The following is a 15,276-nucleotide window of genomic DNA, read 5'->3' as shown; positions in this document are numbered from 1 at the left end:
TAATAATTGAAGTTTAAACCAGCAAAGCCGACGAATTAGCTTTCCCCTCGTCCGCCGAACATTGTTTCTTCACTCTTCGTTCTTCACTCTTCACTACTTACCCTATTCTGCCGACATATCCGCAACTATCTGGCGATATACCTCGTAAATCTTGGTTCTACTGATATATCCCTTCAGTATGCCGTTCACATCTACCACTGGCAGCTGGGCAGCATCGGTCTTGTCGAACTTGGCCATCACCTCGTCCATAGGCTCATTCTCGCTCAGGGTGGCAGAAGGCTGAATCATCAGCTGACTTACCTTAAAGTGATTATACAGTTCCGTGCGGAAGATGATATGACGGAGGCGGGTGATATCAATTACACCTTCCAATACCCCCGCATCGTTCAATACAGGCAGGAAGTTGTTGTTGCTTCTCGAAATCTCGCTCACCAGCTTGCTCATCGGCAGATCTGGACTGATGGCGTGGTAATCCTTCTCAACCATGCTCTGCATGCTCATCAGCGTAAGCGCAGAACGGTCTACGTGGTGAGTAAGCAGCTTGCCCTCCCTAGCCAGTCGCAGGGCGTAGATGCTATGACTCTCGAAGATGCTGATGGTGAGCAAGGAAGAGATGCACACGATCATCAGCGGCATGAAGAGCTGATAGCCGCCCGTGAGTTCGGCGATGAGGAAGATGCCCGTCAACGGAGCATGCATCACGCCCGTAATCAGACCAGCCATACCCATCAGCGCAAAGTTCTGCTCAGGCACATGAACGCCTACCTGATAGACATTCCACAGGCGGGCAAAGAGGAAGCCCGCAAATCCGCCGATAAAGAGCGAAGGGGCAAAGGTTCCACCGCAACCGCCACTACCATTGGTTGCCGAAGTGGCAAATACCTTGGTAAAGGTGACCAGAGCTATATAGAAGATGAGCAGATTGTCCTGACCAGAGAACAGCGAACGGTTCATCACCTGCCCCCACTCTGCCTCGTTGCTGCCCTTGAGCAGGATATTCACTGCCGAATAGCCCTCGCCATAGAGCGATGGGAAGAAGAAGATGAGCGTGCTGAGGATGAGTCCACCAAACAGCAGTTTGGCGTATGGATACTGGCTCAGCTTGCCGAAGAATCCCTCGCAGATTGACATGGTGCGCATGAAATAGAGACTCACCAGTCCGCAGAAAACACCCAGCAGAATACATGCCGGAGTGCGGTCGAGCTCCCAGGGGTTAGTCAGCGTAAAGTCGAACAGCGAGCTGTCACCACTGAAGATATAGGTGAAACAGGTAGCCGTAACGCACGAAATCAGGATTGGCAGGAGCGATGCCATGCTCAAATCAACCATCAGCACCTCAAGCGTGAACACCAGTCCGGCTATCGGCGCCTTGAACACGCCGGCAATGGCGGCGCTGGCTCCACATCCCACCAGAAGCATCATCGTCTTCTTGTCCATCCGGAATATCTGGCCCAGATTGGAACCGATGGCTGAACCGGTGAGCACAATAGGTGCCTCGGCTCCTACGGAACCACCGAAACCGATGGTGATACCGGATGCTACCACTGACGACCAGCAATTATGTCCCTTGAGTCGGGAATTCTTGGTAGAGATGGCATAAAGCACTCTTGTAATACCATGCGAAATATTATCGCGCACCACATATTTGATAAATAGCGATGTGAGATAGATACCCACGATAGGGAACAGCAGGAAGAGCAGATTGTAAGTGCCCTGCTCGAACCCCGAAGTGAGCAAAAACTGTATCTCATGCACGATGGCATGCAAGAAGAAGCCTGCCACCGAAGCGAGCAGACCAATGAGGAAGGCGAGAATCAAGGTCATCTGCCTGTCGGAGATATGCTCCTTCTGCCAGGCAACCAGCTTCGCCATCCAGCCCTGTTTGTATCCTGTTAACTCTTCATCCATTTAACTTTTAACTTTAATCTTTGAACTTTGAACTTTATGATTACCAAGACAGCATATCAGAAAGTTCAATGTTACAAGTTCAATGTTCAATGTACTAAAATTCCGATGTAAAGTGGAACTTGATATGTTCAAAGTCCTGCTGAGCCATACTCAATACGTAGCCAGAATCAGCGAGGAACACATCGCGGCCCTCGATATCCTTTGCCATATACTGATACTTGCGCTTCTTGAAGTTCTCCAGTTCCTTCTCGTCGTCTGCCTCAATCCAGCATGCCTTATGCAGGTGAACAGGCTCCCAGCGGCACTTGGCATTGTACTCGTTCTCCAAGCGATACTGGATAACCTCAAACTGAAGCTGACCCACGGTACCCACGATGCGGCGACCGTTGAACTGGTTGACAAACAACTGAGCCACACCCTCGTTCATGAGCTGCTCCAATCCCTTCTGGAACTGCTTGCTCTTCATTGGGTCATCATTCTCGATATACTTGAAGAGAAGTGGTGAGAACGATGGCAATCCACGGAAGTGAATCTTCTCGCCCTCGGTAAGGGTATCGCCAATCTTGAAGATGCCGTTGTCCGGCAAACCTACGATGTCGCCAGGATATGCCTCGTCGATGGTACTCTTGCGCTGCGCCATGAACTGGGTTGGCGAAGAAAAGCGCACGGTCTTGTCGAGACGCACGTGGTAATAAGGCTGATTGCGCACGAACTTACCTGAGCATATCTTGCAGAAGGCGATGCAGGAACGGTGGTTAGGGTCGATATTGGCGGTAATCTTGAAGATGAAACCGGTGAACTTAGGCTCCTCAGGCTCTACCAGGCGCTCCTCTGCCTGGGTTGGTTTTGGAGATGGGGCAATCTGAACGAAGCAGTCCAGAAGTTCCTGCACACCGAAGTTATTCAACGCTGAACCGAAGAATACCGGAGCAACCTCGGCAGAGCGATAGGTTTCCACATCAAACTCAGGGTAAACGCCATCTACCAGTTCCAGCTCCTCGCGCAACTGGCTAGCCTCGCGCTCGCCTACTCGCTCATCGAGTTCCTGAGACTGAATATCCACCTCAACCTTTTCTGTAACACGCTGCTTATTAGGTGTAAAAAGGTTGAGCTGATGCTCATAGATATTGTAAACACCCTTGAAGCGGACGCCCTGACCGATAGGCCAAGACAATGGGCGTACATGAATCTTCAATTCCTCCTCCAGCTCATCGAGCACATCGAATGGGTCGCGACCTTCACGGTCCATCTTGTTGATGAAGATGATAACAGGAGTATTGCGCATACGGCACACTTCCATCAGCTTGCGGGTCTGAGCCTCCACACCCTTGGCAGAGTCTACCACGATGATGGCTGAATCTACTGCAGTAAGCGTGCGATAAGTATCCTCACAGAAGTCCTGGTGACCCGGAGTATCGAGGATATTCACCTTGTAAGGATCACCGGTCTGTCCATCAGGAAGATAATCAAACTCCATGACGGAAGTAGAAACAGAGATACCACGCTGTTTCTCGATATCCATCCAGTCGGAAGTAGCAGTCTTACGAATCTTATTATTTTTAACGGCACCAGCCACCTGAATCTGTCCACCGAAGAGCAGGAACTTCTCGGTCAAAGTTGTCTTACCGGCATCAGGGTGCGAAATGATGGCAAATGTTCTTCTTCTTTCAATCTCTTTCATCTGTTATATATCGTTATATATATATTATAAAATATGTATATCCTAAAAAGTAATCACGAAAAATTAATCACTACATGTCGTCGTCTTCGAACTTCAAGCCTTCAGTGCGGTCCTTGATGTAGTAATCGCTCAAAAGACCGACAAAGACGGTGATTTCCTTGATGGCACGCTCGGTTTCGGGCGTAATCGGCTTCTTCTGCAAGCGCAGCATCATCACACCATAGAGGGCATCGAGGCAGGTTTCTATCTCGTTGAGTTCCTTATCGCCACGGTTTCGAAGTTCTACGATGAACGGCAGAACCTTGTAGTATTCAGCATTGTAGATAGGGAACTTGCTGCTCTGGAGCAATCGGGCATGCAGGTCGATGACATCCTGCAGGAGCACTCGGTTGATATCGAGATGACCATACTCACGCTTGCCCTCCTCGTTCATCATGCGGATGAGGTTGCCAAACCAGTCTATCTCCTCGTCCTTCTGTTCAGGAGTGAAATCGAAACGCTCTATATAATTCTTCTTGATAACAGGCAGCGAGCAGCCGTAAGCACGGATGATATCCTCAATCTGCCACATATATAAGAGGTATTCAGCGATACTCTTCTTTCTTAATTCTTTTGCTACAAACATATACTTTGAACTCTTTACTTTGAACTTTGAACTTTATGATTTGCCTTCTTCTGTTTAAAGGTCTGTCTAAATTCTCCTAGAATTCAGGGAGATGGTAGAGATTGAACACCGTTCCCACCAATGCGATGAGCGAGAAGATGATAACCACGCTACCTATCACCTTATTAATAATAAGGATGCCATTGGTATCAAACTTGCCCCTGATCTTATCGATGAGCCAGGTGAGTCCGAACCACCACAGCAAAGCTCCGAAGACGATGCTCAGATAGCCCACACCCATCTCTATCGGCATATCGGGCACCACAAAGGCAAACTGTGCAAACGTAGCCATAAAGAGGAATACGATGAGCGGATTGCTGAGCGTAACCAGAAACGCAGTAATGCCGTTATGCAGAAGCGTGCCCTGCTTATTGCTCGACTTGTGCATATTCTTCATCGGATTGCTCTTGAAGCAATAAACACCGAATACCAGCAACAGGATACCTCCAAAAATCTGAAGATAGAACTTGTTCTGGGCGTTATTCACAAAGTCCATTACAAAACTCATACCGAGACCCGTAAAGAGCGCATAGACAATATCGCTCAAAGCGGCACCGATACCCGTAACGAAACCATACCAGCGCCCCTTGTTCAAAGTGCGCTGGATACATAAGATGCCAACGGGTCCCATTGGAGCCGAGGCAATCACGCCTATGATAATTCCCTTGAATATGAAATCAAGAATATTTATCTCTATTGGAAATGCTAAACTCATAACAGCTGGCAAAGATACAAAATTTCGAGCATATTCGACTATATTTCTAATAAAATATTCGCTTTTCACATTTTTTTATCGTATAAATCTTGTTTTTTTGGCTACTTTTATATATCTTTGCGTCATAATTTAACAACACTCTAACTAATTTTAAAGAATAACATGACTGAAAATGCAATGAAACCGTATGTTATCGGATTAGACCTCGGTGGTACTAACTCTGTTTTCGGCATCGTAGATGCACGTGGAGAAATCAAAGCTACAACAGCTATTAAAACTGGGGGCTATGATAATGTAGACGACTATGTAAAGGCTGCAACAGAAGCGCTCATGCCTGTAATCGATACCGTTGGTGGTCTCGATAAGATTAAGGCTATGGGTATCGGTGCACCTAATGGCAATTATTATAATGGAACTATCGAATTTGCTCCAAACCTGCCTTGGGCTCATGATGGCGTTGTGCCATTGGCTGATCTCTTCAGCAAGGCTCTCGGTGGCATTCCTGTTGCTTTGACCAATGATGCCAACGCTGCTGCTCTCGGCGAGATGACTTATGGCGTGGCTCGCGGTATGAAGAACTTCATCGATATCACGCTCGGTACTGGTGTGGGTTCTGGTATCGTCATCAACGGTCAGATGGTTTACGGAAGCGATGGTTTCGCTGGCGAGTTGGGTCACGTAATCATGGTTCCTGGTGAGGAAGGTCGTCCATGTGGCTGCGGCCGCAAGGGTTGCCTGGAGGCATACTGCTCTGCTACCGGTGTAGCTCGCACTGCCCGTGAATTCCTTCAGAAGACTAATGAGCCTTCATTGCTCCGCGATATGAAGCCAGAAGATATTACTTCATACGACGTAAGTGTGGCTGCAGGCAAGGGTGATGCTTTGGCTAAGAGCATCTACGACTTCACCGGCAAGATGCTGGGTGAGGCTTGTGCTAACTTCGCAGCATTCTCTGCTCCTGAGGCATTCGTATTCTTCGGTGGTCTGACCAAGGCTGGCGATCTCCTGATGAAGCCTGTAAAGGAAGCTTACGACAAGACCGTATTGAAGATTTACAAGGGCAAGGCTAAGTTCCTTGTTTCTACCCTCGATGGTAGCTCAGCTGCTGTACTTGGTGCAAGCGCTGTGGGTTGGGAATTGTAGAATTTTATAATATAACACTTAGGTCATCATCTGTTTTTAAGATGGAAAAAGCTTGGCACTCGTGAGAGCGTCAAGCTTTTACTTTTTTATATATCCTACTAGTCAAACAACCAGTTCTTGACAATGGTCTTGCCTTCCGGCGTCAACACGCTCTCGGGATGGAACTGGATGCCGTGAATATCATAATTCTTATGCTTCAATCCCATGATGCAACCATCATCGCTCACGGCGGTTACATCCAGACACTCAGGAAATCCGGTACGGTCTACCACCCATGAATGGTATCTGCCTATCTCTATACGCTTATCCATACCGCGGAAAATCGGGTCGTTGCCGAACTGTGTACAGGGTGTTGCCACTCCATGATAAACCTCAGAGAGATTGGTCAACTTGGCACCAAACGCCTCGCCGATAGCCTGATGACCCAGACAGACGCCCAGCATCGGCTTGATGCCCGCATACTTCTTGATGACATCCATTAGCAAACCCGCCTCGGATGGGATTCCCGGACCCGGACTCAATATAATCTTATCGAATGGCTCCAGCTCGCGCAACTGGAACTGGTCATTGCGATAAACCGTAACTTCTGCTCCCAACTCCTTCACCAGATGTGCCAGATTATAGGTGAAGGAATCGTAATTATCTATGATTACTACTTTCATCTTCATTATTTATTATTGATTATTTATTAGTGATTATTCCTCACTAATCATTAATCACTACTCACTAATCACTACTCACTAATCACTACCTAAAGCTTCTCTGCAATATGTATCGCCTTGGTCAATGCACCCAACTTGTTATTACACTCTTCCAGTTCATACTGGTCGTTGCTCTTCGCCACTACTCCACTTCCTGCCTGGAACCAGAGTTCGCCATTTCGGCTGATGAAGGTTCGGATAACGATAGCCTGATTCAAATCACCATTCAAGCCGATGAAACCGATACAGCCACCGTAGGCTCCACGGTTATGAGGCTCCAGTTCGGAGATAATCTGCATCGCCCTTACCTTTGGAGCACCGCTCAGGGTACCGGCAGGGAAGGTATCGATAAACTCCTTGATATGGTCGGCATCCTGATCCAGGGTTCCGCTCACACGGCTCACCAGGTGGATGACGTGGCTATAGAACTGCATATCTTTATAGAAATCTACCTTCACGCCATGGCAGTTGCGGCTCAGGTCATTGCGCGCCAAATCAACCAGCATCACGTGCTCGGCATTCTCCTTCGGGTCGTTGCGGAGGAATTCGGCAGCCTTTCTATCCTGCTCCATATCTCCCGTACGCTTGGTGGTTCCGGCAATAGGGTCGATAAACGCCTTGTCGCCAACGATGCGGTTGTGGGTTTCCGGTGAAGAACCGAAGATACGGAATCCTCCGAAATCGAAATAAAAGAGATATGGCGATGGGTTGATGCTGCGCAGGGCACGATAGAGCTTGAAGTCATCGCCCTCGTATTTCTGTATGAAGCGACGGCTGACAACAATCTGGAAGACATCACCACGCAGACAGTGCTGGATGCACTTGCGGATGTTCTCCTTATGCTCCTCATCGGTAAGGGTAGAAAATGTTTCGCCCACTGGATGGAAATCATAAGGCTTCACGTTCGCCTTGTTCACGGCCTTGAGCAGGGCATCGAGCTCAGGAAGTGAAGAGTGAGATTCTTCACTCTTCACTCTTCGTTCTTCACTCTCTTGAAGCGCAATCAACTCCATCGTATTGTTGAAGTGGTCGAAAACGATGATATCCTTATACATTATATAATAGATATCCGGAGCATCGTTCTTCTCCATCGTAGTATCCTTTACCGGGATATTCTCGAAATATCTCACAGCATTGAAGGTGGTGAAACCATACAAGCCGCAGAAGTCCTTGCTCTCACCTTCTACATGAAAACTCTTGATGAAATCATTGATTGACTTGGAGATGGCGAGCTTGCACTGCTCGCCCTTTCCTTCGCCGAAAGCAGGGAGCGTTTCCTTATCTACGCTGCCGTCAGGATAGGTCTTGATCACCTCGCCATGGCTCACGGCGATACTTGCCAACGGATGAACACCGATGAAGGATCTGGAGTTCTCGGAACCATGATAGTCGGAACTCTCCATCAGAGCCGACTGGGGATAAATATCTCTCAATCGCATATAGACTCCCACCGGCGTATAGAGGTCAGCAAGAATCTTGCGGGTTACTGTCTTATAATTAAACTTTGCCATTTTTCTCTTATTGATTGAAATCATGCTTTAGAAATTGCCATATTCTCCTGCCATTTCCTTATGGCTCAAATACGTCTCCACATCCTTGTCGCCACGGCCTGAAACGGTCAGGACAACGACATCGTCCTTCTTGAACTTCATCTTCTTCAAGGCTGCCACTGCATGTGCGCTCTCGATGGCTGGGATGATACCCTCCATGCGGGTCAACTCATAACCGGCATAGATAGCCTCATCGTCCTTGATGGCAAGCACATGACTTCTTCCACGGGTAGCAAGGTCGGCGTGCATAGGTCCGATGCCTGGGTAATCCAAACCGGCACTGATGGTGAAGGCTTCCTCAATCTGACCATCCTCTGTCTGCATCACCAGGGTGCGGGCTCCGTGGATGATTCCCTCTGTTCCGCAATGCATGGTGGCAGCGGTATAGTTGGTATCGATGCCATGACCGGCAGCCTCAGCCAGATAAATCTGAACACGACCATCATCGATGTAATGATAGATGGTACCTGCAGCATTGCTTCCGCCACCCACGCAGGCGATGAGGTAATCAGGATAATCGCGACCAATCTTCTCCTCCAACTGCCATTTCAGTTCCTCAGAGATGACGCTCTGCATCTTTGCCACAATATCTGGGTAAGGATGCGGCCCCATGGTGGAACCTACGATGTAGAAGGTATCCTGTGGGTGACAGCACCAGTCGCGGATGGCCTCAGAGCAGGCATCGCTCAGGGTCATATTACCTGTGCGAACAGGGTTTACCTTGGCACCCAGCATCTTCATACGTTCCACGTTGGTATGCTGGCGCTCTACATCGGTGGCACCCATGAAGATTTCGCACTTCATATCCATCAGGGCGCAGACGGTGGCAGTAGCAACACCATGCTGTCCGGCACCAGTCTCGGCGATGATACGGGTCTTGCCCATCTTCTTTGCCATCAGAATCTGACCAATGGTGTTATTGATTTTGTGTGCACCGGTATGGTTCAGGTCCTCACGCTTCAGATAGAGTTGGCAGCCATACTTCTCGCTCATGCGCTTAGCATAATAGAGAGGGGAAGGACGGCCCACGTAATCTTTCAACAGGGCATGATATTCTTTCTTGAACTCCTCGCTCTCGATGATAGGCTTGTAAGCCTGCTGGAGTTCAGTTACACACTTATATAATATTTCAGGAACGTAAGCTCCTCCGAATTTTCCAAAAAATCCTTTATCGTCAACTTGATACATAATACTTTAAACTTTGAATTTTGAACTTGGAACTTTATGATTATCAAGACAGCATATCATAAAGTTCAATGTTAATGTTTGAGTGCCTCGAAGAGTTCATCCAGAGCTTTGTCTGGATCCATGGTTTCATTGAGCAAAGTCACGAACTTGCTACCAATGATGGCACCGGCTGCGTTATCCTGCGCACTGGTAAGGGTCTGCTTGTTGCTGATACCGAAACCGATCATGCGTGGGTTGCGGAGGTTCATGCTGTTGATATGGTTGAAGTAAGCGAGCTTGGCATCACCGAAGTTGCTCTGGGCACCCGTGATGCTGGCGGAGCTAACCATATAGATGAAGCCATCGGTATGCTCATCGATGAAGCGGATGCGCTCCTCGCTGGTTTCCGGAGTAATCATCATGATGACACGGATATCGTACTTGTCTGCTATCGGCTTCACCACCTTCAGATAATCATCAAAAGGAAGATCAGGAATGATGGTTCCGCTGACTCCGCTCTCTACGCAACTCTTGAAGAACTCCTCGATGCCATAGTGCATGATAGGGTTGAGATAACCCATCAGTACCAATGGAAGTTGGACTTCATCCTTGATAGCCTTCAACTGGCCGAAGAGCTTCTTCACGGTCATTCCGTTCTTCAAGGCCTTGGTTCCTGCGCTCTGAATCACAGGACCATCAGCCAACGGATCGCTGAAAGGGATTCCTACCTCAATCATGTCGATGCCCTTACGTTCCATCGCCTTAATCACATCGCCGGTGCCTTCCAAGGTTGGGCAGCCAGCACAGAAATACAAGCTCAAAAGCTTGCGGTCTTTATTGTTTGCAAATAATACATTTATCTTGTTCATTTTTTAAACTTTTTATCTTTTTACTTTTTTACTTTTTTACTTTTTTACCTTTTTACTTTTAAAAGGAATTTCCTAAGTTTCTCCACATCCTTTACCCCCGATTCTATCTCAAACCTGGAGTTGAGGTCGATACCAACGCATTTTGGATGATGGAAAGAATGAACGCGGGAAACATCCTCCGGACCAATGCCACCACTCAATAGGAATGGAACATCGCCATCATATTCATCGAGAACTTGCCAATCAAACTGCTGACCACTTCCACCCACCGTTTTACATTTGGTGTCGAAAAGGAAGTAGTCAACAGCGCCTACATACTCCTTATATTTCTGAATATCCCCGGCATCAGAAACACTGATGGCTTTGATTATCTTAATCTCCCCGTTGGCTTCACGCAGCTGTTCGCAAACTTCCCAGCTCTCGCCGCCATGCAGTTGCACCGCATTCAGGGAAAAGGAATGAATCCTATCCACCATATCCGGAATGGAATCATTCACGAAAACTCCCACTCTGCAAACCTTCCGGTCAGAGTCCGAGCGATCCACCGCCTGGCTAACATATCGTGGAGACTTAGGATAGAAAATGAATCCCATCATGTCTACGCCGAGTTGCGCAACCTGCTCTATATTCATAGGTTCACGCATTCCACAAACCTTTACTAACATTATATTATTATTTATGATTCTAAAGCTTTTGCCCTTACAGGGCGCATTACTGACGGCTATCTATACCCAGGGCGTTGCCCTGAGCTAGGAACTTCTGCCCTTTACCTTTCCCTTCGGCCGGTGACCGTTGGTTCAGGGCGTAGGGAGCAAAAATTGCATAAATCCTATAATTTAGAAATGAATTCAGCAAGCGCAATTCCCGGGTCAGCCTGCTTCATGAACTGTTCACCCATCAGGAAGCCACGGAAACCGCCCTCTTCTCTTAATCGGCGAACGGTCAGCGGATTGGAGATTCCACTCTCACTCACCCTGCATACATTCTTCGGAAGTTTCTCTGCCAAGCGGAAGCTATTCTCAACATCCGTAACGAAGGTACCCAGGTTGCGGTTGTTGATTCCATACATATCCGGCTCCAGCTCCGCATACTCGAAGTCTCGCTCGTTATGCATCTCCAGCAGCACCTCTATCCCCAGCTGGTGAGCCATGTTCATCAGCCGCTTGCATTCTTCCTTACTGAGGCAAGCCGCAATGAGTAATACAGCAGAAGCACCGCAATATCTAGCCTGCAAGAGCTGATATTCCTCGATGACGAAGTTCTTATATAATATAGGTATAGAAACACCCACATGGCGCGCTTCCTGGATATACTCATCATAACCACCGAAGTAATCGATATCGGTAAGGATACTCAGGGCAGAAGCTCCATTCTTCTGGTAGCTCAAAGGAATGATGCTAGGCTTGCCTTCCTCCTTGATCCACCCCTTACTTGGCGATTTGCGCTTGAACTCGGCGATGATTCCTGTCTCAGAATTCACCAGCGCCTCCTTCATACTTCCTCCCATCACCTTTCCCCCATTCTCCTGCATCTTCTGCTCGGTGAGGGTTATCATCTGGCGAGGCTGGATAAAGCGCTTGCGCTGCTCTATCTCAATCCTCTTATGTGCCACTATCTCTTCTAATATATCAGCCATTTTTTCAACTTTGAACTTTTAACCTTGAACTTTATGATTACCTATCCTCCCTGAAAAACAGAAACAGGAATCAAGTCCCCCCTCTGGGCCACCGTTGAATCCGATTCCACCGGATATTCCCCCCAGTCCATCGGATTCCCTCAGTTTTTAGTCTCTATTCAGCTCCACGAACTTCTTGAATGTAGCTAGCGCCTTACCGGAGTCGATGCTTTCTCTAGCTATCTCCACGCATTCCTCGATGCTCTTCAGTCCCTTCTCCATCACCTGGATTCCAAAGGCAGCATTAGCCAGAACGATGTTCTTCTGAGCAGGAAGCGCACGGTTTTCTAGTACTGCATCGAAGATATCCTTAGCCTCTTCCTCAGTAGCTCCACCTCTTACCTCTTCCGGTTTAGCCAAATCAAAACCGAGATCCTGTGGCTTGAAAATCTTTTCATAGTTATTGGTGGTTACCTTGAAATCGCTGGTCAATGAAATCTCATCATAACCGTCAATGCTGTTCACGATTCCGTAATCAATACCTATCTTCTGAAAAACCTGATTGTAAAGGCGCATCTGATCCAGATTGGCAACACCCAGGAGCTGACATTTAGGCTGACTAGGATTAACCAAAGGACCCAGGAGATTGAACACCGTAGGGAACTGCAAAGACTTGCGGATAGGACCCACAAACTTCATTGCCTTGGCAAAAAGCTGAGCATGGAGATAAACAATACCCGCCTCATTGATGCTGCGGTTCAACTTGTCCATATCGTCAGTAAACTGCACACCGTGATTCTTGATCACGTTAGAAGCTCCACTCACGGAAGTTGCTGCATAGTTGCCATGCTTAGCCACCTTATAACCGGCACCGGCAATCACAAAGCAGGAAGTGGTTGAGATATTGAAAGTATTCTTGCGGTCGCCACCTGTACCTACAACATCAATATAGCGGTCGCAATCCAGGACGGCAGGTACACCAGTAGCCAAAATACCATCACGGAAGCCGAGCAACTCATCCACCGTAACGCCACGCATCTGCAAACCAGTAAGCAAAGCGGTAATCTGTTCCTCAGGAAACTCGCTCTTTGTAATACCGATGATAATATCCTTGGTTTCCTCACGAGTCAACTCTTCATGATTCAACATTCTGTTCAAGATATTCTTCATTTCCATAATCATTATCTCCTATCTGTTTATCTATTTTATATTAATACTCACTATCTGAAAAATACGATACAGTACTTTAGAATATAGAAAAAGGACCTGTCGTAAGTTACGGCAGGCCCTTAGTATCTTAGGATTCATATCCATACACGGGTTCGCGACTCACGACTTCTTAAATCTTGAGTTACGCCACCACCATGCTGTAGATACGAATGAATTCATCATAATTGTATTGTATTTTATTTTTTTTACTTTATTATCATAGTCACTATAACTATTCGTTTGCAAAAGTACACTTTTTCTTTTAAATAACAAATTATTTATCAGAAAATTTAGGTACTTAACAGAAAAAAGTTACTTTTCATACACTTTTCAACATAAAAAGTTTTCATATACCTTATTATATATAGAAGAAAATGCACCGAATAGGCAGGCAAAAGAAAAAAAATAGAGAAAAAAATGCATGGAAATATAATAAAGCCAAACGCACATCGTTATTAATATAGTAAGAATAGAATAATCATTTAATAATACGCCTATGAAGCATTTATTTACTTCGGAAAAAAAGAGACCGTCTGCCAAGACTATCTATTTCATCAAGAAGCTGGCATACACCTATCGGGCATTCGATAAAGATGAATCCCAGCAGGCGTATTATGTCAACTAGAATTCAAACGACCCAAGGGTCATAAAACATCAATCTCAATAAAGATGAAAACAATAATATCACCTTCAATCCTCTCTGCCAATTTCATTGACTTGAAGAGCGATGTAGAAATGATCAACAAGAGTGAAGCAGACTGGCTCCATATGGACATTATGGACGGTGTCTTCGTACCAAACATTTCCTTCGGATTCCCTGTCCTTGAAGCTGTAGCCAAAGTCTGCACCAAACCACTGGATGTTCACTTCATGATTGTTCACCCGGAACAGTATATCGAACAGACTGCCAAGACGGGCGCAATGATGATGAACGTTCACTATGAGGCTTGCACCCACCTGCACCGTACCATCCAGCAGATTCATGCTGCAGGAATGAAAGCGGGTGTCACACTGAATCCTTCCACACCCGTAAGCGTATTGGAAGATATCATCTGTGATGTAGACATGGTACTTCTGATGAGTGTGAACCCGGGCTTCGGAGGACAGAAGTTTATCGAAAACACCATCAAGAAGGTTCAGCGCCTCCGCAAGCTGATCAAGGAATGCGGAAGCCATGCCCTCATAGAGGTAGACGGTGGCGTACAAGCAGAAACGGCTCCACGACTCGTAAAAGCCGGAGTCAACGTTCTGGTGAGCGGAAGTTATGTATTCAAGAGTACAGACCCATGCTCCGTCATCCATGAAATGAAAGAACTGAAACAGCTGGACGACTAATCCAGCTGCAAGCAGATATGGTGCTCCTTAGCCATACGACGCAGGTTAAGGAGCGCATAGCGCATTCTGCCCAGACTGGTATTGATACTGACATTGGTTGTTTCGGCAATTTCCTTGAAAGACATTTGCTGATAATATCGCATATAGACCACTTCACGCTGATTGGCAGGCAGATACATCATGAGTTTCTGAACATCATCCAACACCTGGTTTCTAATCATTTCGCGCTCAGCAAAACTATCAAGGATAGAATCACCGCGAAGGCTGGACAAGTCGTTGTTCTCACCCTGATCTATCATACGGAAATGGCCCTGTTCACGATAGCCGTCAATGATTACATTATGAGCGATACGCATGAGCCAAGAGCTGAACTTACCGCTTGTGGAATACAAACGGTTCTGCAACTTGACGATGGCCTTGACAAATGTTTCCTGAAAGATATCGTTTGCCAATTGCTCATCATGTACCACAAACATAATATATGAGAAAAGCTTCACCTCATTGCGTGAAAGCAAAAGGTCAAAAGCCTTGTTGTTGCCTTCGACATAAGCCAAAGCCAACTCCTCATCTGTCATTTCTTCGAGTATTCTCATTTTCTTAATTATTTTGTATTAAGTAAATGTCCAATCTATAGGCTATCTCCTTATTTATTGTATTATAAATGTTAATTATCGCTACAAAGGTAGCAATTAATTTTTATTTAACAAAGAAAAACCGGT

15 protein-coding genes are annotated in these 15,276 nt (G+C 46.7%); 3 read left to right on the top strand and 12 right to left on the bottom strand.

What is annotated here, in order from left to right; all coding sequences use genetic code 11:
• Positions 1 to 102: 102 nt before the first annotated feature.
• From ACTQ53_RS02035 to ACTQ53_RS02020, 4 genes are all read right to left on the bottom strand, one after another.
• Positions 103 to 1,908, bottom strand: a complete 1,806-nt coding sequence (locus ACTQ53_RS02035) for a chloride channel protein (protein WP_294969133.1) — start codon at positions 1,906 to 1,908, stop codon at positions 103 to 105.
• Between the two features lie 94 nt (positions 1,909 to 2,002).
• On the bottom strand, positions 2,003 to 3,589 hold the full coding sequence (locus ACTQ53_RS02030; protein WP_441931838.1) for a peptide chain release factor 3: 1,587 nt from the start codon (positions 3,587 to 3,589) through the stop codon (positions 2,003 to 2,005).
• 70 nt (positions 3,590 to 3,659) lie between these two features.
• Complete coding sequence (locus ACTQ53_RS02025) at positions 3,660 to 4,214, bottom strand: DUF4924 family protein (protein WP_153125051.1); 555 nt, start codon at positions 4,212 to 4,214, stop codon at positions 3,660 to 3,662.
• A 76-nt stretch (positions 4,215 to 4,290) separates the two neighbouring features.
• Positions 4,291 to 4,968: a LysE family transporter gene (locus tag ACTQ53_RS02020; RefSeq protein WP_294969137.1), complete on the bottom strand. Its 678-nt coding sequence runs from the start codon at positions 4,966 to 4,968 to the stop codon at positions 4,291 to 4,293.
• 162 nt (positions 4,969 to 5,130) lie between these two features.
• On the opposite strand from ACTQ53_RS02020, the gene ACTQ53_RS02015 reads away from it, so the two are divergent.
• Positions 5,131 to 6,111 (top strand): ROK family protein, encoded by a 981-nt coding sequence (locus tag ACTQ53_RS02015; protein WP_294969140.1) that lies wholly within the window; start codon positions 5,131 to 5,133, stop codon positions 6,109 to 6,111.
• A 98-nt stretch (positions 6,112 to 6,209) separates the two neighbouring features.
• On the opposite strand, the gene ACTQ53_RS02010 is transcribed toward ACTQ53_RS02015, so the two are convergent.
• The 7 genes from ACTQ53_RS02010 to trpD all read right to left on the bottom strand — a co-directional run bounded on the left by ACTQ53_RS02010 (position 6,210) and on the right by trpD (position 13,189).
• Positions 6,210 to 6,773: an anthranilate synthase component II gene (locus tag ACTQ53_RS02010; RefSeq protein ID WP_153125076.1), complete on the bottom strand. Its 564-nt coding sequence runs from the start codon at positions 6,771 to 6,773 to the stop codon at positions 6,210 to 6,212.
• A gap of 89 nt (positions 6,774 to 6,862) precedes the next feature.
• Complete coding sequence (locus tag ACTQ53_RS02005; RefSeq protein WP_441931837.1) at positions 6,863 to 8,323, bottom strand: anthranilate synthase component I family protein; 1,461 nt, start codon at positions 8,321 to 8,323, stop codon at positions 6,863 to 6,865.
• Between the two features lie 27 nt (positions 8,324 to 8,350).
• Positions 8,351 to 9,550, bottom strand: a complete 1,200-nt coding sequence (trpB, locus tag ACTQ53_RS02000; RefSeq protein ID WP_441931836.1) for a tryptophan synthase subunit beta — start codon at positions 9,548 to 9,550, stop codon at positions 8,351 to 8,353.
• A gap of 71 nt (positions 9,551 to 9,621) precedes the next feature.
• Complete coding sequence (trpA, locus tag ACTQ53_RS01995) at positions 9,622 to 10,398, bottom strand: tryptophan synthase subunit alpha (protein WP_295345823.1); 777 nt, start codon at positions 10,396 to 10,398, stop codon at positions 9,622 to 9,624.
• 44 nt (positions 10,399 to 10,442) lie between these two features.
• On the bottom strand, positions 10,443 to 11,063 hold the full coding sequence (locus ACTQ53_RS01990; RefSeq protein ID WP_441931835.1) for a phosphoribosylanthranilate isomerase: 621 nt from the start codon (positions 11,061 to 11,063) through the stop codon (positions 10,443 to 10,445).
• Positions 11,064 to 11,227: 164 nt separating this feature from the next.
• Positions 11,228 to 12,034 carry an indole-3-glycerol phosphate synthase TrpC gene (trpC, locus tag ACTQ53_RS01985; protein WP_441931834.1) on the bottom strand — a complete coding sequence of 269 codons (807 nt, stop codon included), beginning with the start codon at positions 12,032 to 12,034 and terminating at the stop codon, positions 11,228 to 11,230.
• A gap of 147 nt (positions 12,035 to 12,181) precedes the next feature.
• Positions 12,182 to 13,189: an anthranilate phosphoribosyltransferase gene (trpD, locus tag ACTQ53_RS01980; protein WP_441931833.1), complete on the bottom strand. Its 1,008-nt coding sequence runs from the start codon at positions 13,187 to 13,189 to the stop codon at positions 12,182 to 12,184.
• 529 nt (positions 13,190 to 13,718) lie between these two features.
• Between trpD and ACTQ53_RS01975 the strand changes: the two genes are divergently transcribed.
• Positions 13,719 to 13,847: a hypothetical protein gene (locus ACTQ53_RS01975; protein WP_256620870.1), complete on the top strand. Its 129-nt coding sequence runs from the start codon at positions 13,719 to 13,721 to the stop codon at positions 13,845 to 13,847.
• A gap of 44 nt (positions 13,848 to 13,891) precedes the next feature.
• A complete protein-coding gene (gene rpe, locus ACTQ53_RS01970; RefSeq protein ID WP_294969955.1) occupies positions 13,892 to 14,557 on the top strand; it encodes a ribulose-phosphate 3-epimerase in 666 nt (221 codons plus the stop codon).
• On the opposite strand, the gene ACTQ53_RS01965 is transcribed toward rpe, so the two are convergent.
• Positions 14,554 to 15,150: a sigma-70 family RNA polymerase sigma factor gene (locus ACTQ53_RS01965; protein WP_294969958.1), complete on the bottom strand. Its 597-nt coding sequence runs from the start codon at positions 15,148 to 15,150 to the stop codon at positions 14,554 to 14,556. The two genes, rpe and ACTQ53_RS01965, sit on opposite strands and share 4 nt — an antisense overlap.
• Between the last annotated feature and the right edge of the window lie 126 nt (positions 15,151 to 15,276).

This window comes from Prevotella sp. Sow4_E9_plate, from assembly GCF_052116205.1.
GTDB lineage: Bacteria > Bacteroidota > Bacteroidia > Bacteroidales > Bacteroidaceae > Prevotella.
Note: the sequence above shows the minus strand (reverse complement) of the source record. Positions and strands in the feature narration are given on the sequence as shown.

Excerpts from the sequence above, each read along its gene's own strand:
- ACTQ53_RS02035 (WP_294969133.1), bottom strand. The coding sequence starts at position 1,908 with ATGGATGAAGAGTTAACAGGATACAAACAGGGCTGGATGGCGAAGCTG.
- ACTQ53_RS02030 (WP_441931838.1), bottom strand. The coding sequence starts at position 3,589 with ATGAAAGAGATTGAAAGAAGAAGAACATTTGCCATCATTTCGCACCCT.
- ACTQ53_RS02025 (WP_153125051.1), bottom strand. The coding sequence starts at position 4,214 with ATGTTTGTAGCAAAAGAATTAAGAAAGAAGAGTATCGCTGAATACCTC.
- ACTQ53_RS02020 (WP_294969137.1), bottom strand. The coding sequence starts at position 4,968 with ATGAGTTTAGCATTTCCAATAGAGATAAATATTCTTGATTTCATATTC.
- ACTQ53_RS02015 (WP_294969140.1), top strand. The coding sequence starts at position 5,131 with ATGACTGAAAATGCAATGAAACCGTATGTTATCGGATTAGACCTCGGT.
- ACTQ53_RS02010 (WP_153125076.1), bottom strand. The coding sequence starts at position 6,773 with ATGAAAGTAGTAATCATAGATAATTACGATTCCTTCACCTATAATCTG.
- ACTQ53_RS02005 (WP_441931837.1), bottom strand. The coding sequence starts at position 8,323 with ATGGCAAAGTTTAATTATAAGACAGTAACCCGCAAGATTCTTGCTGAC.
- trpB (WP_441931836.1), bottom strand. The coding sequence starts at position 9,550 with ATGTATCAAGTTGACGATAAAGGATTTTTTGGAAAATTCGGAGGAGCT.
- trpA (WP_295345823.1), bottom strand. The coding sequence starts at position 10,398 with ATGAACAAGATAAATGTATTATTTGCAAACAATAAAGACCGCAAGCTT.
- ACTQ53_RS01990 (WP_441931835.1), bottom strand. The coding sequence starts at position 11,063 with ATGTTAGTAAAGGTTTGTGGAATGCGTGAACCTATGAATATAGAGCAG.
- trpC (WP_441931834.1), bottom strand. The coding sequence starts at position 12,034 with ATGGCTGATATATTAGAAGAGATAGTGGCACATAAGAGGATTGAGATA.
- trpD (WP_441931833.1), bottom strand. The coding sequence starts at position 13,189 with ATGGAAATGAAGAATATCTTGAACAGAATGTTGAATCATGAAGAGTTG.
- ACTQ53_RS01975 (WP_256620870.1), top strand. The coding sequence starts at position 13,719 with ATGAAGCATTTATTTACTTCGGAAAAAAAGAGACCGTCTGCCAAGACT.
- rpe (WP_294969955.1), top strand. The coding sequence starts at position 13,892 with ATGAAAACAATAATATCACCTTCAATCCTCTCTGCCAATTTCATTGAC.
- ACTQ53_RS01965 (WP_294969958.1), bottom strand. The coding sequence starts at position 15,150 with ATGAGAATACTCGAAGAAATGACAGATGAGGAGTTGGCTTTGGCTTAT.